The organism is Mucilaginibacter ginsenosidivorax, from assembly GCF_007971525.1.
GTDB classification, from domain to species: Bacteria; Bacteroidota; Bacteroidia; order Sphingobacteriales; family Sphingobacteriaceae; genus Mucilaginibacter; species Mucilaginibacter ginsenosidivorax.
In genome coordinates, this window is sequence record NZ_CP042437.1 from 7,084,045 (window position 1) to 7,104,450 (window position 20,406).

Consider the following 20,406-nt stretch of genomic DNA (forward strand, 5'->3'; position numbering starts at 1 on the left):
CACTGGTTCATTGGTGTATGGCGGATTAATTTGCCGGCGTTTGCTCCAATTACCAATAAACATTGTACCAATGAATCAACGAAGAAATAAGCAAATAATTAATGAACTGTGCCACCAATGAACTAATGAACCAGTGAACCAAATAAAATGATAAAAAACTATATTAAAACAGCGTTTCGTACGCTGAAGAAAAACTTAGGTTTTACAGCTATTAATGTTTTGGGGCTGGCCCTTGGGCTGGCTACTTGTTTGCTCATTGTTTTTTATGTGGTAGATGAGTTGAGTTACGACAAGTTTAACACAAAGGCCGACAGGATATACCGCATTAACAACGATATCAAATTTGGCGGCAACGATCAGTCGTACGCCAGTTCGCCCGCTCCGTTGGCAGCCGCTTTAGTAGCCGATTTGCCGGAGGTGGAGAAAACCGTTCGCCTGATAAACAGGGGAGGCAACAACGTGAAAAAAGGCAACCAGAATATTAAGGAAGATCACATGTTGTTTGCTGATGCCTCACTTTTTGATGTTTTTACATTCCCGATGATTGCAGGCGATCCGCAAAAAGCTTTGGTTGAACCACATACTGTGGTTATCAACGAAACCGTTGCCAGGCGTTATTTTAATGATCCGCTGCAAGCTGTAGGTAAAACCCTAACCTTTAATGATAGCACGCTTTATAAAGTAACGGGTGTTATAAAAGATATCCCTAAGCAATCGCACTTTAATTTTGGTTTCTTTTTATCTATGAGCACCTTAGTCGAAAGCAAGGAAGATGCCTGGTTCAGCAATAATTTTAATACCTATGTTTTATTACGCCAGGGCGCCGATCCGGAGAAGTTTAAAGCTAAATTACCGCTGTTGATGCGTAAGCACGCCGGCCCTCAGTTACAAAGTATATTGCACATTACTTTCGATCAGTTTGAAAAAGCAGGTAATAAATACCAGCTTAATTTGATAGCGCTTAAAGATATCCACCTAAAATCGAACGCTGTATCGGAACTCGCGCCCAATGGCAATATCCAGTATGTATACATTTTTACAGCGGTGGCTATTTTTATATTGCTGATAGCCTGCGTAAACTTCATGAACTTATCTACCGCCCGCTCATCAAACAGGGCGCGCGAGGTGGGGGTACGTAAAGTGCTGGGTTCACCGCGTAAATACCTTATTTTTCAGTTTTTGTCCGAGTCGGTGATGGTTACGTTTATAGCCGCCGTACTGGCTGTTATTACTGCTTATCTGTTTTTGCCGGTATTTAATAACATGGCCGATAAATCATTTAGTTTCAACGTGAGCTCATTAAGCTGGTTACTGCCAGGCATGTTAGTAGCTGTATTGGTTATAGGATGTTTGGCTGGTTTTTACCCGGCTTTCTTCCTCTCGGCGTTTCAGCCTATCGAAGTATTAAAAGGCAAACTTGCCAACGGTTTTAAAGGCAGCTGGCTCAGAAGTTTCCTGGTGGTGTTCCAGTTTTCGATATCTATTTTCCTGATTATTGGTACGTTGGTTATTTATAACCAGCTGCAGTTTATTCAACATAAAGACCTTGGCTATAAACGCGACCAGGTGATGATAGTGCATGGTACGTGGGATTTGGGTAACCAGGCCACCGCATTCAAAAACGAGGTTAAGCAATTGCCAGGTGTATTGAACGCCACCATGACGGGCTTTTTGCCCACCATGGACTACCGCAACAGCAGCAGCATGTTCCCCGACCGTAACCTTGACCAAAAGAAGGCTGTATTGGCCCAAAGCTGGACGGTTGACGAAGATTATATAGGCACCCTTGGCTTGAAGCTGGTTAAAGGCCGCAATTTTAACAAACAAATGGGCACCGATACCGCCGCGATGATCATTAACGAAACAGCTGCAAAACTGATGAACGTAGCCGACCCAATTAACAAAATGTTGTACGTTCCGCAGGATAATATGGCCAAAACCTGGAAGGGCTACCGGATAGTTGGTGTGGTGAAAGATTTTAACTTCAATTCGTTAAAAACCAATATAACCCCGGTAGCATTGGCGTACGGGGACGATAAAGGGGCGCTAAGTTTAAAAGTTAACACCGCCAACATTACCACGCTGATGGGCCTTATCAAAGGTAAATGGAAATCAATGGCACCCAACCGCGAGTTCAACTACTCGTTTATGGACGATGATTTTGATGCCACTTACCGCGCCGAGCAGCGTATGGGTACTATAGCCGTTGTGTTTACCACACTGGCCATTATTATTGCTTGCCTTGGCCTGTTTGGCCTTGCCGCCTATGCTGCCGAACAACGCAGCAAAGAAATAGGCATCCGTAAAGTATTGGGTGCCGAAGTGAGCACCATTGTTGCCATGCTGAGTAAGGATTTTATAAAACTGGTACTGATAGCCATTTTGGTAGCAACGCCTTTAGCGTGGCTGGCCATGCACCAATGGCTGCAAAGCTTTGCCTATCGCCAAAATATCCAGTGGTGGGTGTTAGCGGTATCGGCTTTCCTGGCTGTTTTTATAGCCTTTGCTACTATTAGTTTTCAATCCATCAAAGCGGCATTGATGAACCCGGTGAAGAGTTTGAGAAGCGAATAGATAGTTCATTGGTTCACTGGCTCATTAGTTCATTGGTCTTGTCTGTTTGAATCGGACGGCATTGATGAATTAACGCCGCCATGCCCGCGTTTACCAATGGACTAATTAACAAAACCACCAATGAACTAATGAACCAGTGAACTAATGAACAAATAAAGATGATCAAGAATTATTTTAAAATAGCCTGGCGGAACCTTTACAAGCAGAAGGCGTTTTCGCTGATCCATATCCTGGGGTTAACCATGGGCATTACCGTGTGCCTGATGATTTTCCTGTATATTATGAATGAGTTTAGTGTTGATAAATTTCATAAGCAGGGCAAAAATATTTACCGCGTAATGCGTGGTTTTGATCCTGCACAGCCGAGGGTACCGTACCTGTCGGGGCCGTATGCGCCGGCTTTGCTGAACGACTTTCCGCAGGATATCAAAATGGCGGTACGCGTATCGCCGCAAAATAACCTGGTGTCATTTGGCGAAAAGGCTTTTAACGAAAAGAAAGTTTACGCTGTAGATGCCGGCTTTTTTAAGCTGTTTACTTTCCCGCTTTTGAAAGGCGATGGTGCAACTGCGCTGGATAATCCCAATAGCGTGGTACTTACAGAGACTACCGCCAAAAAATACTTCGGCTCGGCCGATAATGCCATAGCCAAGGTAGTGCAGTTTGATAAGCAACTGAACCTGAAAGTTACCGGAGTGGCCAAAGACGTACCATCAAACTCGCACCTTGATTTTGATATGGTAATGCCGATAGCCAATTACACTAAAAACCAGGGTTTTAATGTTTGGATTAATAACGGGCTGTTTGTATATGTGCTGCTGAACAAGCATGCCAGCCAAACAGCGCTCGAGAGCCGGTTTAAGCAGTTTATGGATAAATACATGGGCAAGGATATGCAAAAATTCGGTGCCAAATTCGATCTGGCTTTAACCCCGCTGAATGACATTTATTTTGAGCAATATTCGGCCTTTGATAATGTAAAGCATGGCGACAAAACGGTAGTATTCATCTTTATATCCATAGCGGCGCTTATTATGCTTATCGCCTGTATCAACTTCATGAACCTGGCCACCATAAGGGCCGTTGAGCGTTCAAAAGAAGTGGGCATGCGCAAAGTAATGGGGGCGTTGCGTAATCATTTAATCTGGCAGTTTATTGGCGAGTCGTTGATGCTGGCGCTCATTTCGTGCGCGTTGTCAATTGGTTTACTGTTGCTGCTGATGCCATTTTACAACCAGTTGCTGGGCTATTCCTTAACCGTATCATGGAATAGTGCACCTATCTGGCTGTTCCTGTCTGGCGTTATTTTGATAGTAGGCGTTTTAGCGGGAAGTTATCCGGCCATATTTATGTCGGCGTTTTCGCCAATACAGGCATTAAAGGGTAAATTGAAGCTGGGTAAAGGCGGTAGCATTTTCAGGCAGGGCCTGGTGGTATTGCAATTCAGTATTTCGGTGATGCTTATCATCGGCACTATTGTTATCGTAAACCAGATGCATTACATCAAAAGTAAATCGTTGGGTTATGATAAAGAACAAACGCTGGTGATCAAGATAGATAACAACGATATTTATGATCACCGCAAAGCCTTTAAGGATGAATTGCAAAACTCGGGTGCCGTATCATCGGTCTCGCTGATGTCGGGCGAGCCGGGTGGGTTTTATGACGTGCACGCATTTGATGCTGAAGGCCAACAGGCTATTTTTAAATCGCGTACCGAATTTGCCGATTTTGAATACGTAAAAACTTTAGGTTTAAAGGTAATTGCGGGCCGTGATTTCTCGCCGGAATTTGCTACTGATACTACCAACTCGGTACTCATTAACCGCACCTGCGCCAAAGAACTGGGTTTTTCGCCACAGCAAGCTATAGGCAAGTGGATTAAAAACCGGGGCAGGGATGATAAAAAGCGTAATGTAGTGGGCGTGGTTGAGGATTTTAACTTTCTTTCGCTTAAAGAAAATATGGATGCGCTGGTCATTGCGCCAAATGACGACAGGAGGGTAATTGTTATCAAACTAAAACCAGGCAATATCCCCGCATCGGTGGCTGCGGTAAAAAATATTTATACCAAAGTAGCTCCGGTTTATCCTTTTGAATATACTTTTTTAGATCAGAAATTCGATACCACATATAAAACAGATATCAGGCAGCAAACTATGCTCACTATCTTTTCGGGTCTGGCTATTTTTATTGCCTGCCTTGGTTTATTTGGGCTGGCTTCATTTACAGCCACAAAACGCACCAAAGAAATCGGCGTACGCAAAGTATTAGGATCATCGGTGCAAAACATCCTTATCCTGATCTCAAAAGACCTGCTTAAACCGGTATTGCTGGCAACTGTAATAGCTATGCCCATAGGTTATTACTGTATGAATAAATGGCTGCAAAGTTTCGCCTACAAAACTCCGCTGCACTGGTGGATTTTTGTGCTGGCTGCATTTTTAACTTTTGTGATAGCACTGGCTACCATCAGTTTTCAATCATTGAAAGCAGCGCTGATGAACCCGATAAAGAGTTTAAGGAGTGAGTAGTTTGTTCATTGGTTCACCGGGTCATTAGTTTATTGGTGAAAAGTTCGATAAAGTAAAATTTAGGGTTTAAGATTTTTCCGTTTTAGGATTTAGAAATTAGAGTTTAGAGTTTTTCTGCTTTAAAGTTTAGGGTTTTACAATTAGAGTTAGGGTTTAGAAATTAGAATTTAAGAAAAATATGAATACCAAATTAGCGTGGCGTAATTTAAAAAAGAACAAGCTGTATGCGTTCATTAACATTCTGGGTTTAACTATAGGTATTGCCAGTTGTCTGCTTATTGGCATCTATATTAAGCACGAACTCAGTTACGATAACTTTCAGGCCAACGGCGATAGAATAGTGCGGGCTACTATGGAGTATGAACACTCTGGCGGAGCCCAGCAGATTGCTGTTACCGGAACCAAAGCCGGGCCGCAATTTAAGCGGATGATGCCAAGGGTTGAAGCGTATGTGCGCACCCTCAAAAGTTCGGCTATAGTAAGTTATGCAGATAAGGTTTTTGAAGAGAAAAGCCTTTTATACGCCGATGCTAATTTTTTTAAAGTGTTTTCGTTTAAGCTGACAGATGGCGATATCACTTCAGTTTTAAATGCACCGGATAAAATTGTTATCACCCAAAAAGCTGCCCAAAAGTATTTTGGCGGGCAACAGGCCATAGGCAAGGTGTTAAAGGTTGGATCAAAAACATTCACCGTTTCGGCTGTTGCCCAGGATGTACCCTCTAACTCGCAGATCCAGTACGATTTTGTGCTGCCCTTTAGCTTGTATCTGGACCGGAACGGGCCCGAGCAATGGTGGTCGGCTAATAACATGACCTACCTGTTGCTGAACAGCAAAGATGATGTTATACCGCTGCAGAAGGAGATAAAAAACTACATGGCCGATGTGAGCAAAAACGAGTTAAAGATGACAGGCCATGAGTACCTCACTTTCAATATCCAACCGCTAAAAGATGTTCATTTGCATGGTAATATGCCCGATGAATTTGAACCGGGTGGCAGCATTACCTATATATACATTATGCTGGCTGTGGCGGTGCTGATATTGCTGATAGCTTGCGTCAATTATGTAAACTTGGCTATTGCCCAATCGGCAGGCAGGGGTGGCGAAATAGGGGTGCGTAAAGTAATGGGAGCCGGCAAGGGCGAACTATTTTGGCAATTTATTACCGAATCTATATTCACGGCTGTTATTGCCGCCGTGTTAGCAGTGGCATTGGCTGCTTTTGTATTGCCTTTATTTAATAACATTTCGGGCAAACAGTTGCAGCTATCGGCATTCGGTAACCCGGTAATATTGGTTGGCCTGGCTGTTTTAAGCTTGTTTATCGGCTTTGCAGCTGGTGCATATCCGGCTATATTATTATCTGGCGCAAACCTGGCGAAAATCCTGAAATCGGGTTTTTCTTTTACCTCCGGGCAAAATGTGCGTAAATCGTTAATCGTGTTCCAGTTTGTGATCTCTATTTTCCTGATCATATCTACGGTTATCATCTTGCAGCAATTGTCGTACATCCGCAACAAGGATGTAGGCTACAACAAAAGCAACGTAGTGGTATTGCCCATCGATTCCAAAATCCTTCCACAACTGGACGCCCTTGAAAAGGGGCTGAGCCTGGTGCCTGGCGTTCGGCAGGTAGCTGCAGCCAATAACGAACCCATTAACGTAGGCTGGGGCGATGTTATTAAAACTAACGATGGTAAAAAGATCTCGGTAAATGCCATTCCTGTTGACGAAAACTTTGTAAAAACCATCCAGTTGAAAATGATAGCCGGCAGCGATTACACCCATGCCGATTTGATGACGCTGGATACATCTAATAATTACAAAAACTACCGCTACTCCTTCATCCTGAATGAATCGGCCGTAAAAGCGCTTGGCTGGACACCTGAGCAGGCTATAGGTAAAACCATCGACAAAAATACCCCCGGTGTAATTAAAGGCGTGGTAAAGGATTTCAACTTTAAAACTTTCCATGATCCGATCACCCCGCTGGTATTATTCCTGAATGACGATCAGTTGTACAACGTTTTTGTGCGCATAGATGGTAATAATACATCCCAAACCATTGCCGAACTGGGCAAGGTTTGGAAAAGCCGCATCAGCCACCGCCCGTTTGATTACCGCTTTTTAGATGATGATTACGACGCGCTTTACCGTACCGAGCAACGTACTGCCGGGGTATTCACTACATTCTCTGTACTGGCCATTTTACTGGCGTGCCTTGGTTTATTTGCTATCACAGCCTTCGCGGTAGTGCAACGCACCAAAGAAATAGGCATCCGCAAAGTGTTGGGTGCAAGTATTGCCAATATCATCATGCTGATAGCAAAAGACTTTTTAGCGCTGGTAGTTGTAGCAACAATAATCGCATCACCGATAGCCTGGTACATATCCAGTAAATGGCTGCAGGATTTTGCCTATCGTATTGATATCCAATGGTGGGTGTTTGTAATAACAGGGATAGCAGCCTTATTGGTAGCGGCCGTTACAGTAAGTATCCAATCAACCAAAGCAGCCCTGGCCAACCCTGTGAAAAGCCTGAAATCGGAGTAATTAGTTCATTGGCTCACTGGTTCATTAGTTCATTGGTGAAATGTTCGAAATCTTGAAATTTGAGGCTCGTTTTTCTATTTAGCGTTTGAAATTTAGGATTTAGAGTTTAGGATTTGGGGTTTAACTTTTAGGATTTATGTTGCGTAACCACATTAAGATTGCATTTAGAACTTTAAGCAGGAATAAGGGATTTACCTTTATCAATATAACAGGCTTGGCTGTTGGGCTGGCCGTTTGTATTATGATTATGCTTTACGTAACCCATGAAATGAGTTATGATCGTTTTCATAAAAACGGCGCGCGGATTTTTAATATTCATGCCTCGGTAAAGTTGGGCGGCAACACGCTAAACATGGCATACATGAGTTATGCCGCCGGTTCTATGATTAAGCAAAACAACCCAATGGTTGAGGACTATATGCGGACGTTGGCTTATTTCAGGCCAACGGTTGTTAGTAATCCCACATCACCCGAAAATAAATTTGCTGCAGATAAACTGCTTTTCGCCGATGTTGGTTTCTTTAACTTTTACTCGTTTAAATTACTTTCCGGCGATGCATCTGATGTACTTAAAGCACCTTTTTCGGTAGTCATCTCCAGGGATATGGCAAAAAAGTATTTCGGAAATGCTAATCCGGTTGGGCAATTGCTAACCATAAAAACCGACAGTGCTTATACATATCATATTACCGGCGTTGCCGAAAATGCACCTTCAAACTCGTCTATCGATTTTAATTTCGTGGCATCCACAAGCAGTTTGCTTACCATGAAAGAAGCTACCATGTATACCGGCGCCCAGGGAATAAGTTTTGGATCATTCGCGGTAAACTTATTACTAAAAAACGTATCCGATACTGGTCAGCTAAAGCGTAACCTACAGGCGATGGCTAAAAAGGATAAAAGTTTTGATGAGATAAGTTATTCTTTATCGCCAATTGCAGATAATCATTTGAAAAGTAACTTTGGCGATTCATCAAATATCAAATACCTCAGGATATTCCCGCTCGTGGCTGTATTGATCTTGTTGTTGGCCCTGGTAAATTATATGAGCCTTTCAACAGCAAGGGCAACATTAAGGGCCAAAGAAGTTGGTGTGCGCAAGGTATCTGGTGCAAGCCGTAAAAGCATTGCCATGCAGTTTTATGTAGAGTCGGCTTTGTTCACAGGTATCTCGTTTGTGTTAGGGTATTGCCTGTGTTACCTGTGCAAGCCCTGGTTTTTAAATGTACTGCAATTAAAAATCGACAATTCGTTCTTATACAGCCCAATGGTATTGGGGCTGATGTTTGCTTTGCTGGTAATAACTGTACTTATAGCCGGCAGCTATCCCTCGCTGGTGTTATCAGCCTTTAAACCGGTAATTACCTTAAAAGATAAAATGAGTACACAGGCAGGCGGTGCAACGGTACGCAAGGTATTTACTACGCTGCAATTTGCCATCTCGGTTGGGCTCATCATCTGTGGCATTATTATAGACAGGCAACTCTACTACTTCAGGCATGCCGATACCGGGCTTAATCGCGATAATATTGTAATGTTGCCTGCGGGCGCAAACCTTGCTAAGAACTACCAGGCTTTTAAAAAAGATATTAGCGACCTTGCCGGTATAGCGAATGTAGTTACATCCCACCACACCATGTTTAAGGGATATGATATGTTTTGGGTTGCCGGCAAAACCAAACAGGAGCAAAGCGTAGGTATTATTAATGTAATAGGCGATAATAATTATATCCCGGTGCTGGGCTTAAAGTGGAAATATCCACCTGCGCCAAATACCAGCATCATTGGCAGGCAAAAAGTGGTTATTAATGAGCTGGCTGTATCAAAATTGCACTTGCCTGCTAACCCGGTTGGTAATTACCTGGACGACGGGAATAAGAAGTACGAGATTATGGGGGTACTAAAAAATTTCAACTTTACATCTATGTCTGATGAGTTGAAGCCTTTGGCATTATTTACCATGGCCGATACCACCAACTTTTGGGCCAGGCAGGGCTGCACTCTTTTGGCCAAAATAAAACCGCATACCAATTTGCCATCTTTGCTGGCCAAAATGCAGGGCATCTATAAAAAGTATGACCAGGATACCCCGTTTGAATACACTTTTATGGACGATGCCTTTAACCTGCAATACAAAGCCGAAGATAGATTGGCGGCGATTTTTAGCCTGTTTACTTACATTACAGTTATCCTGGCTACTATGGGTTTGTTTGGGTTGGCGGCTTTCACTATTGAACAGCGTACCAAAGAGATAGGTATCCGTAAAATATTAGGTGCAAGCCTGTCAAGTATTGGCACCCTGTTATCTGTCGATTTTCTGAAACTCGTATTGTTATCTATCATCATAGCGTCGCCGATAGCCTGGTGGGCTATGCATAATTGGCTGCAAAATTTTGCCTATCGCATTGCTATCCCCTGGTGGGTATTCACGGCAGCCGGGATAATTGCTATGCTAACTGCCGTTATAACTGTAAGTTATCACGCAATAAAAGCTGGATTAGCCAATCCTGTGGATAGTTTGAGAAGTGAATAGGAGCCTCACCCTGCCCTCTCCAAAGGAGAGGGTTCTTGAGCTGCACAAAGAAAATTATAAACTTTTCTTTTCAAGTCCTCTCCAAAGGAGAGGATTTAGGTGAGGCTTTTTATTTTCTTTTTGATGCAACTTATTTCTTCCAGCCGTTGTCTTATCAATAAACCAAACTAAAACATTATGAAAAAGCACTTACTGCTATTTTTTGTTGCCTGCCAAAGCTGTGCTGTTTTTGCGCAAGACTCCAAAACCCCATACATGACCAAACCCATTTCGGGAGCTGTTAAAGATGTATTTGTAAATACGTCGGGTGGAAGTATTACCGTAAGCGGCGCACCGGGCGAGTCGCCGCGCGTTGAGGTTTACATCCAGGGGAATAATGGCATCGGCAATATATCAAAAGAAGAAATTCAAAAGCGTCTTGAAAACTACGAACTAAGTGTTACTGTTAGTGGCGGCGAAGTTCACGCGACGGCCAAAAACAAGCACAATTTTGCTAACTGGCGCAATTCGTTAAGTATCGGCTTCAAAGTATTTGTACCAAAAAATGTTAACACCAGCCTGAATACCAGCGGTGGCAGTATACACCTGGATAATTTGGATGGTACCGAAAAATTTGAAACAAGCGGCGGCAGTTTGCATGTTGATAAATTAACGGGGATGATTAAAGGCCAAACATCAGGCGGCAGCATTCACGTAAGCAATTCGGGCTCGAGCATTGATTTGGAAACAAGCGGCGGTAGTATCGAGGCAAGCAACTGTAATGGTAAAATTCACCTGGAAACTTCGGGCGGTTCATTACATCTTACCGATTTAAAAGGAACTATTGATGCCAACACCAGCGGTGGCAGCATCAGCGCCAACAATATTGCAGGCGAGTTAAAAACAGGTACATCAGGTGGCAGCATCAACCTTAACGGCCTGGCTTGCGCGTTAGATGCTTCAACCAGCGGCGGCAGCTTTCATGCGCAATTTGCCAGTGTGGGCAAATACGTTAAAATCGATGTAAGCTCGGGCCACATTGATATTTCAGTACCATCAAAATCGGCCCTTGACCTTGATTTGCGTGCCGATAAGGTAGAAGCCAACTTTACTTCAAACTTTAGCGGAACTAAAGAGAAGGAGAGGATAGAAGGCAAATTGAACGGTGGCGGTTCATCCTTCGAGGTAAGAGGCAACAGCCGTATCAATCTTAATCTTAACTAAGATCTGTATAAAGTAACCAAGTACGTACAAGGGCCTGTTGTTTAACACGACAGGCCCTTTGTGTTAAGTCATAAGTCCCGAGCCATAAGCCTTAAGTTTCTAAGTCTGGAATGACTTCAGTCTTCAAACTTTGGACTTAAGACTTTGGACTTAATACTTTGGACTTAATACTTCGAACTTCAGGCTAAATACTCCCGGTAACGCTTCTTTAGTAAATCCATCATCCACACATTGATGTTCCATTGGTTAGCAACAGGCATTTTGGTATACGGTAGGGCTGGCATATATGGGTGGGGCCCGAATTCTGGTGTTATGGTTAGTAACTCCGCACCGTTTTGCAAACGCGAATTTACTATTGCATCCCACCATTGCAAATGCGCTTCGAGTTCTGCATGCCATTCCGGAGCGGCTGGGTCCGAAACTTGGGCCGACTCGGCGTGGCCCACACGGGCGTGAATATGAATGGTGCGGCTAATGGCTACGTTAACCGCCCCTGCTTGTTGTTCCAGCAGGCTTTCAGATACGTTGCACCAGTGCGAAAAATCAGCTGTTATCAAAACATCGGGGTTGTTTGTAAGCAATTGCTTAGCTACATGAGCAGCAAACAAAGCTTTATTTCGATGTGTTTCATGGGCTATAGTAACACCGCTGCTAACCGCAATCTCGTCGGCAATTATGAAAAGCTCGCGGTTTTGTTCGCTTGTAAAATAATCTTTTCCTGTTTGCGAATCGATTAGCAACGGGCCCGCTTCCGCCACGTTTTCAAGGTGCCTGCGGAAGTTGATTTTGTGCAACTCAAAATCCTCTTCAAATGATTGATAATATTGGCCAATAAAAAGCAGGTCATGCTTTTTTATAGCATTTAAAATGATGCTCTTTTCTGGTCCATTAAAAGGCAATGGTGATTCAATGCCATGGTAGCCGGCCTCTTTTACTTTTAAACAAAAATTATCCCACGACAATTGTTCAGAGCCCCAGCGCGGGCAAAAAAACTTTATTTTCATTGAAAAACTTATAAGAATGGTAAAAGATGGATTGTATGGTTAATTAGTTATCAGGCGATAAATATATGATTATTTGCCCCGCCAGTCACATTGTAACGCCAGATCGTCCCCTCAACTATTCTGCTTGATCCTGTATTTGTAAGGATTGAAAAGGATTGCTAAAAAATAAAAAACCCTCTAAATCAGCGATTTATAGGGTTTTTACACTGGCAAAGAAGCCATTCAGTGCGCCCACCTGGGCTCGAACCAGGGACCAAAAGATTATGAGTCTTCTACTCTAACCGACTGAGCTATAGGCGCGGTTATTTGTGTTTATTTAACGGGTGCAATTTTACATATTTGCAGTCAATTTACAAAGCGCTTTATGCAAAATATCAAAAATATCATCTTCGACTACGGTAACGTTATCTTTAATATCGATTTCAGACTGGTTCAGCAGGGTTGGAACCACTTGGGTATCAGTAATGCTGCTGAGTTTTTTGGCCATAAACAGCAGGACGAAATTTTTGATAAATTTGACAGGGGGGAGGTGTCTGCAGGGGAGTTTAGGGACTATATCAGGCAAAAATCGGGCAACCATGACCTTACAGATAGCCAAATAAACGGCGCGTGGAACAGTATGTTGCTTGGAATTGAACCAGGGAACCACGAATTACTGCTGGACTTGAAAGCAAAATATCGCACATTTTTATTGAGTAACATCAACGCCATCCATTATGATCACATTATGGAATACCTGAAAAATGATTTTGGATTTGATGGCAACGATCATCTTTTCGAAAAAGCGTATTACTCGCATCTCACCGGCAAACGCAAGCCCGAAGCCAGGATATTCCAAATGGTATTGGATGAAAATAACCTTAACCCAGCCGAGACGCTTTTTATAGACGACAGCCCGCAACATTTGGAGGGTGCCCAAAAGTTAGGAATCCAGACACTTTTAATGACTAAGCCAGATACTATTCAGCAGTTTTTTAAAAGATCGGGCTTATAATGGGAATTTAAATGAGCCGGCAACTTTTATGGCGCGAATAATTTAATACAACTTTTATGAGTGCCAATTAGTTAGTTCAAATACTCGCGTTGATATTTATTCCTGTAATCCATAGGAGACAAACCGGTAATACGCTTAAATGTGTTACGGAAGGCTTTATTATCGGTGTAGCCAACATTATACATTACCTCGTTCACATTATCGCGGGATGTTTCAAGACTTACTTTGGCTGCTTCTATTTTTACCCGTTGAATATATTCGGCCACAGTGTTGGATGTGGCTTTTTTAAACCGGCGTTCCAGATTGCGCCTGCCTAAGGCAAACATGGATGCCAGTTGTTCGACACTTATTTTCTCTGAATAGTTTTTCTCGATAAATTCCTGTGCTTTTTTTATAGGGTCATCCGAATGGTCTTTTTGTCCCTGGAAAATAATAAACGAGGACTGGTTAGTACGCTCCATTTCTATAGCAAATACCTTTGAACTTAAAATGGCCATATCCCGGCCGGCAAACTTTTCAATCAGGTATAAGATCAGGTTAAGATATGAGAATGCGCCGCCGCTTGAGTAAATCCCCTGTTCGTCGGTAATAATTTTCTCAGTTACCAGGTTTACATCCGGGAACATGGTACGGAACTGGTTGGCGGCCATCCAATGGGTAGCACAGCTTTTACCTTTCAGCAAGCCGGTTGATGCCAGCAGGAACGCTCCCATACATAAACTGGCTATTTCGGCGCCGTTTTTATATTGATCAGTTATCCACGGTATAAATTCTTTATTGTTTTCAATAGCGCTCGTTATTTCGCCGTCAAGTGCAGGAATAATAATCAGATCTGTTTTTTTTACATCCGAAATTAAAAGATGCGAATTTACGGTAAAGCAACCACCACTGATTGGCGTTTCTTTTTGCAGCCCAACAAGCTCAACTTTAAAAACAGGTTCTTTTCCCATTGATAAAAAAAACTGGTTCACCTGGGTAAATAACTGGCGCGAACCTTCAAGGCTGCCTAATATTGCGCCTTTGGGTATCAGGATAGATATATGCTTCATATCTCAAAAATATAATAAAGCGTTAATGCAAACAATACTTTGTTTAAAACTCATATTATTTGTGTCTTATATTCTTTCTGGTTTTTTTGTATATGTAAGTTGCTATCTGGTCGATATCATACTTACTAATAGCGCCGTTCCATGCGGGCATGCCCTGGTCTGTAATGCCATTTGTTATGTTTTTGATAATGGATGCTTTAGTTGAGCCATATTTAAATTTGCCGGCAAGCAGATTTTGTGTTTTATCAGTTCCCTGTAAATTATCGCCATGGCAACTGGCACATAGTTGTTGAAACATCATGCCCGCGGTATGTTTTTGTGTTGGTTTTGGAATTGGCTTATTTTCAATAAGTTTTTGGGATAGCAAAGACTTATCGCTACTGCCCGATGGCCTCAGCCGCAATATCATATCGTAATTGGGGCGCGGGCTACCTTCTGCCGGGTCGATTTGGGAAGTGGAAAAGTAGATGTAACCATCGGGCCCTGTCACTAACGACCGGATACGTCCATACTGTTGCTTTAGGAGTATTTCCTGCCCGGTAATTTTATCATGGTCAAGTTGTATTTTTAAAATTTGCTCGCCCCTTAAACTAGCAACCAGCAGGTAACCTTGTAATTGTGGAAATGCTTTGCCCGAATAAAACATAGCCTCGCCGGGGCCGATGGATGGTGTGTACTCGGCCAACGGGGTGTTCATGCCAATTTTGGTATCGCGGTGGTGTATTACCGGCCATCCGTAATTTTCGCCCTTTTTTATGATGTTAATTTCATCCCCTCCGGTAGGCCCGTGTTCTGAGTTGAAAAGTGTGCCGGTTCCTGGTTCAAAGGCAAGGCCCTGGGTATTGCGATGCCCGTAGCTCCAAATTTCTTTACGGGCAGTATCGTTGTTATAAAAAGGATTGTCGGATGGGATGCTGCCATCATCGTTAACCCGCAAAATTTTGCCGTTGTAGGCCTTTAAATCCTGTGCTAAGGCTGGTTGGTCGGCGTCTCCGGTAGTTATCCATAGTTTTTTATCGGGTCCGAATACAAGGCGACACCCGGTATGATTTTGATTAGCCGGGATTCCTTTTAATATGTTAAAAGGGTTAGTAAGGGTATCGTTTTTGAAAATATAACGAGTGATGGCTAAATGCATCCTATTATCCTCAAGATAATCGTTAGCTATATAAATATAACGGTTGTTGGTAAAATCGGGATGGATGCACATACCTAATAACCCGGATTTATTTCGTAAGGGTATACCGGGGATAATAAAAGCAGGTTTTGCTAATAACTTACCATCGCGATAAATGCGCACACGTCCGGGGCGCTCGGTAAACAGCATGCTTTTATCCGGCAAAAAAACAATTTGCCAGGGTACTACCAGGTTTGTTGCCAGGGTATCTACTTTATAACCTGCAGGAGGGCTTGCGTGGGGTAATTGTCCTTCATTATATATAAACGCGCTTAATGTAAAGCAAGCAATACAAATAATCAGCAGTCCTTTTTTCATTTTATCAAGGTTAGTAAAGTTGACTACATCGTTGGAGATTGTTCATAAATAGTCCATAACTGTTCGGGTGTGGTCCTTTTTGCTGCCAGGATAATGGCCGAGTTTACTTTACCCTTAATGTCGGCCGGCGTGAGGTATAAGTCGGTGCCTTTCAATTTAATAAGATAAGTATCCTTTTTTACGCCGATAAATTCATATTCCTGGTTAGGCGAAGCATCAACCAATGGTTGCTCTTCAAATGCTACATTGATATCGGCCTTTGTAACCGGTTGAAAAGTTTTGTTGGTGAGTAAGTTTTGTAGCTGATAGCTATTTCCACTGGTATTTTTAAAATTCCAGGTCATACATTTCCAATTTTCGGGATAGTAGGCAACCAAGGGTGTGCCATTTTTTGATCCGGCATCCTTTACTCTTAACAGCATACCGGTTTGCACATTTTTGATGGCATAGTTGCCTTTAATATCCTGGGCCGAAGCAAAAAATGAGAGCGAAAGCTGAAGACTCAGGATAAGTAATGTTTTTTTCATGGCTAGGTAAATGGTTAAACTATTAAATCAACCCTCAATTTAACCAAATTGTTTGATTATTGGCACACCTGGCTAAAAACAGTTTGGCATACCTGTAATTAACAAATTTGGCCTCAATTTAGAATCCTGCTGCTTTATTTGGCAGGTTTTTGGCTAATTTTTCAGGATTTTTTGTCAGTGACACTGGGTGGTGTCATGCTCTATGACAAATTGGCAAAAAAAATATCAAAAAGCTAAGGAGATAAAAAGATGCGATTAATAGTGCTGTTTTTTTGTTGAAACGACAAATGGGCCAATATTTTTTCAGGGAAAAGGCTTTTTTGGAACATATTTTTCTTTTTTTAAGGTAAAACACATCGATTTTTAGTTATGTCAGGTTTTTATGACACAATTTTATCGATTTCTGGTGTTCGGAAATTTTACTTCTGAAAAAAAGAGTTTATTTTTTTATTGCTCCTTAAACCATCTTTTTATTTTTCGAAATAGCCTTTCAAGTTTTATGAATTTTAAAATACGGCAATTTTATTTTTTTGCTTTTTAGCCTTCAAAATCCCGGGTATTTTTATGGCACGTTTTTAGTCGATGACTGTTCAGGAAACCGAAAATGTTTATCACTTAAGCCCATATAAATTAGGGATTTATGCGATTAACAATATGCTTCCTGGAGCTATTAATAATATATAAATCACTTAAAAAATTAAAACTATGTTAATCGTATTAGAAGTTGCCGCATTTTTAGCAGTTATTGTATTACCGTTAATTCCAGCTAAAAAAGTTGCGAAATAATTAGGTATCAAACCCCATCAATAATTTAATAATCATTAAAAATTAAAATCATGTTAATCGTATTAGAAGTTGCCCTGTTTTTAGCAGTAATCATTGTTCCTTTGATCCCAGCTAAAAAAGTTGCGAAATAATTAAGGTATTACATTTAGTTGTAAACAAAAGATGGATAGCGTTTAGGCTACCCATCTTTTTTGTTTTATAAGGGTAGGTTGTTATTGCTGATTTAAATACATATCCAATTGCTCATATAACTGTTGTTTATCACCCGGGCTTTTGGCAGCGCTGATAACTACGCTGCCCGCTTTACTGGTAATAAGGTAACGGGGCATATAAACCATCGCTGTATCGTTGCCAAGCGCGTTGTGATATAAGTTGTCATACGTTTTATCATCCAGGAAAATATGGCTGCCGTCCAATTTATATTTTTCTATCTGTTGTTTCCACAAATACCGGTTACCCCGGGATAAATACAGGTAAGCTATGTTGGCGTTTGTTTTGTATCGCGATTTTAAGGGTTGGGTAAAGTTTTCAAACTCGGCCAGGCAGGGGCCACAGGTTGTGCCCCAAAAATCAACATATACTACTTTGCCTTTAAAATTGTCGGCAATCAATTTTTTAAACGAGGCGTTGCCGTAGTTAATATCAATAAATTTGACACCCTGTGGTGTATTAAATACCGTCACTCCAAGAAGCTTTAAACCCAAAAACACAATTGCCATGCTAACTATGTGCACTAATGATTTAAAAAAGTCAGTTTTATTGGTCTTTACGAACTTGCTGAGCATATAAATACCAGCGATTAGCAATAGCAGGCTAAAAAAAGCTTTAAATGCAATAAGTAATGTTAAAGTCTGGTTGCGGTCAAATGCTTTATCTAAAATTGCGGCTTTATCCTGCTTGCTAAAATTGTAAACGTCCTGCACTGCGTAAATAACCTGTTCTCTCACTTCTGTTTGCCAGGCAAGGTAATGCGTTCCGATATCGACTATTAAAAGCGGCACGCATGCCAGTAAGATAGCCCCAATCCAAAAGTTTGATGATCTGATCATGACTTAGGCGATTATAACGTTCAAAATTCAATGCAGCTGACTTTGCATATAAGTTGCCCTGCCGGTAAGTTGAATTTTAGCAGTACTATCAAGCCGACCCGAAACGAACTGTCCGGCGGGTTTTTCATCAATTTTGAGGCTGCTTTTGCCCAGTAGCGAATAGCTAAGCATGTTAATACGATTGCTTTTTGTAATGCTTACATATGAGCTGTCGGCCGCTACCACATCCAGTTTTTTAACCGACAGGTTGTTTACATCGTAATGACTGCCATCAGCAACATGCAGTTTTAAAGAATCGGCATTGTTTAGGTCGCCGGCAATAGTTACAAAAGCGAATTTAATGTCGACAGATTGAACATCGTCTGTAAAAATCTTTACGATATCACCCTCATCATTCCAGTTCCTGGCGTTGTTATCAAATTTGTCTCTCACCCTGAAGGCAATAAACAGTGTGTCGTTTTTTACTAATGTTTCAAGGTTTTCCTTTAATTCGCTGTTCACCGTTACCGTGTTGCCGCCGGGCTGTGTTGTTTGGATGTTTTTGCCTATCCAGATGCGGGCCATCCACTGTTCAAAGCTGCCGGTTTCTTTCATCTTAAGCGATCCATCTATCACTATATGTTTAAACGCCGGCGAAACGGGCTTGGTAACAAATACGCTGTTATCTTGCGGGTACAGGTCGCGGTTAAAGTTACCCTTGTTATACTGGGCTTTAAGGAGCAGATTGTATGCCAGTAATGATACCGGAATACAGGTAAAAAGTATGATGATTAATTTGGTGCTGGTTTTCATATATTGATATTAAGGTTTAGTTGTTAGGTTTATTTATAAATTCCTGGTACCTGCTTTGCAAATCGTTTCCGGGGATGCCAAGCATCTGCATTTTTTTAAATAGGAGGGGCAATTCTTCGTCTATAAACTGGTCTCGCCTTGTTTTCAGGATGTTTTTTGCGGCGTTTGCCTGTACAAAATAACCCATGCCGCGTTTTGTGTAAATTATTTCCTGTGTTTGCAGGTGCTCATATGATCGCATTACTGTGTTGGGGTTTACCTCCAACATAACAGCAAGCTCACGTACCGAAGGTATTTTTTCATCCTCCTGCCATATCTTTAGTTGTATTTTGTCGCACACATAATCTGCTATCTGCAGGTATATGGCTTGTGTATTGTTAAAATCCATGGTTTTTACCTTTGAGGGTTACAATTCTTTTTCTTTAAGCCTGAACCAGGTAATTAACCATAAAAAAGGTATGCTTATCACCAGCAGGGCGTAAAAAAACGCGTGGTATTTATTGCGTACTTCCGTGTTGTATGATATATAATTAACACCGTTGTGCTTTTTCTTCACAAACCAATTGTTAATCTCCATTTCTGAATAAGGCATTGCAGAGCGAATTCGTGTCCAGGTGGATTCTTTCACTTCTTTATGGGCTACAATATTGTGGTTTACATCGTAATAGGTTTCGCTGATGTTGGCAATAACAGGTTTTTCGGTGTTTATAGTTACTATTCGCCTGGCAATCAAAGGATTTGAAATTATTACGCCGAAAAACACAATAATTACCAATATCGCCGATTTTATAAATACATAGCGTTTAAACAGCACCGAGCAAAATAGTGCTACACTTTGAAGTATCAGGAATATGAAAATAAATATAAATTCTTCCAGGTCGCCGTTCGCAACGTACAGCAAGTTGTTGCTGCCAATCAGCTCCCGGTCTACATAATGGCCAATGATTATTAAAGGGTATACAATAACAACAAAGCAAACCGGGAAAACAATAATGCTATATATTGCGGCCACCACAAATTTTTCAAGCGCCGATGCCGGAAGCATTAAAGCCTGGATGCCGGCATGTTTAGTATTAAACTGGCTTAAAATGGTGGTAGCAAAAATGCTTCCGACTACTACCATACTTAAAAAAAACAGGTTTTTCTGGGAGCGCTTGTCAAACCCCTCAAACGATGATATATTGTATATGATGAGGCCGGCGATGATCCCTGCCATAGCCAGCATACCCAATATATATAGCTGCTGATTTTCGGCCCATTGCTTGCGTACCAGCAACCAAATTCTGTGTATTGAAATTTGCATGTCTTT

At 41.8% G+C, this 20,406-nt stretch carries 14 protein-coding genes and 1 tRNA gene; 6 read left to right on the forward strand and 9 right to left on the reverse strand.

Annotation, left to right across the window (positions count from 1 at the left end; translation table 11 throughout):
- Positions 1-147: 147 nt before the first annotated feature.
- The 5 genes from FSB76_RS29180 (at position 148) to FSB76_RS29200 (ending at position 11,401) form a co-directional block, all read left to right on the forward strand.
- Complete coding sequence (locus FSB76_RS29180; protein WP_147059805.1) at positions 148-2,574, forward strand: ABC transporter permease; 2,427 nt, start codon at positions 148-150, stop codon at positions 2,572-2,574.
- Between the two features lie 158 nt (positions 2,575-2,732).
- Positions 2,733-5,108 carry an ABC transporter permease gene (locus FSB76_RS29185; RefSeq protein WP_147059807.1) on the forward strand — a complete coding sequence of 792 codons (2,376 nt, stop codon included), beginning with the start codon at positions 2,733-2,735 and terminating at the stop codon, positions 5,106-5,108.
- Positions 5,109-5,286: 178 nt separating this feature from the next.
- A complete protein-coding gene (locus FSB76_RS29190) occupies positions 5,287-7,665 on the forward strand; it encodes an ABC transporter permease (protein ID WP_147059809.1) in 2,379 nt (792 codons plus the stop codon).
- 136 nt (positions 7,666-7,801) lie between these two features.
- Entirely contained in the window at positions 7,802-10,198 is a 2,397-nt protein-coding gene (locus FSB76_RS29195; protein ID WP_147059811.1) for an ABC transporter permease, read from the forward strand.
- Positions 10,199-10,375: 177 nt separating this feature from the next.
- Positions 10,376-11,401 (forward strand): DUF4097 family beta strand repeat-containing protein, encoded by a 1,026-nt coding sequence (locus FSB76_RS29200; protein WP_147059813.1) that lies wholly within the window; start codon positions 10,376-10,378, stop codon positions 11,399-11,401.
- Positions 11,402-11,580: 179 nt separating this feature from the next.
- Here FSB76_RS29200 and FSB76_RS29205 read toward each other — a convergent pair whose 3' ends face one another.
- Together FSB76_RS29205 and FSB76_RS29210 are read right to left on the reverse strand one after the other, a co-directional pair.
- A complete protein-coding gene (locus FSB76_RS29205) occupies positions 11,581-12,405 on the reverse strand; it encodes a sugar phosphate isomerase/epimerase family protein (protein WP_147059815.1) in 825 nt (274 codons plus the stop codon).
- A 226-nt stretch (positions 12,406-12,631) separates the two neighbouring features.
- Positions 12,632-12,705, reverse strand: a tRNA-Ile gene (locus FSB76_RS29210).
- Positions 12,706-12,769: 64 nt separating this feature from the next.
- Between FSB76_RS29210 and FSB76_RS29215 the strand changes: the two genes are divergently transcribed.
- Positions 12,770-13,399, forward strand: a complete 630-nt coding sequence (locus FSB76_RS29215; protein ID WP_147059817.1) for an HAD family hydrolase — start codon at positions 12,770-12,772, stop codon at positions 13,397-13,399.
- A gap of 71 nt (positions 13,400-13,470) precedes the next feature.
- Here FSB76_RS29215 and FSB76_RS29220 read toward each other — a convergent pair whose 3' ends face one another.
- From FSB76_RS29220 to FSB76_RS29250, 7 genes are all read right to left on the reverse strand, one after another.
- On the reverse strand, positions 13,471-14,448 hold the full coding sequence (locus FSB76_RS29220; protein WP_147059819.1) for a GlxA family transcriptional regulator: 978 nt from the start codon (positions 14,446-14,448) through the stop codon (positions 13,471-13,473).
- Between the two features lie 55 nt (positions 14,449-14,503).
- Entirely contained in the window at positions 14,504-15,943 is a 1,440-nt protein-coding gene (locus FSB76_RS29225; protein ID WP_147059821.1) for a PQQ-dependent sugar dehydrogenase, read from the reverse strand.
- A gap of 23 nt (positions 15,944-15,966) precedes the next feature.
- The gene (locus FSB76_RS29230) at positions 15,967-16,470 is read right to left on the reverse strand and encodes an RICIN domain-containing protein (RefSeq protein WP_147059823.1); all 504 of its coding nucleotides are present in this window, start codon (positions 16,468-16,470) and stop codon (positions 15,967-15,969) included.
- Between the two features lie 998 nt (positions 16,471-17,468).
- The gene (locus FSB76_RS29235; RefSeq protein ID WP_147059825.1) at positions 17,469-18,305 is read right to left on the reverse strand and encodes a TlpA family protein disulfide reductase; all 837 of its coding nucleotides are present in this window, start codon (positions 18,303-18,305) and stop codon (positions 17,469-17,471) included.
- Between the two features lie 27 nt (positions 18,306-18,332).
- A complete protein-coding gene (locus FSB76_RS29240; RefSeq protein WP_147059827.1) occupies positions 18,333-19,097 on the reverse strand; it encodes a GIN domain-containing protein in 765 nt (254 codons plus the stop codon).
- Positions 19,098-19,113: 16 nt separating this feature from the next.
- On the reverse strand, positions 19,114-19,485 hold the full coding sequence (locus FSB76_RS29245; protein WP_147059829.1) for a GntR family transcriptional regulator: 372 nt from the start codon (positions 19,483-19,485) through the stop codon (positions 19,114-19,116).
- A gap of 18 nt (positions 19,486-19,503) precedes the next feature.
- The gene (locus FSB76_RS29250) at positions 19,504-20,400 is read right to left on the reverse strand and encodes a hypothetical protein (protein WP_147059831.1); all 897 of its coding nucleotides are present in this window, start codon (positions 20,398-20,400) and stop codon (positions 19,504-19,506) included.
- Positions 20,401-20,406 lie beyond the last annotated feature (6 nt).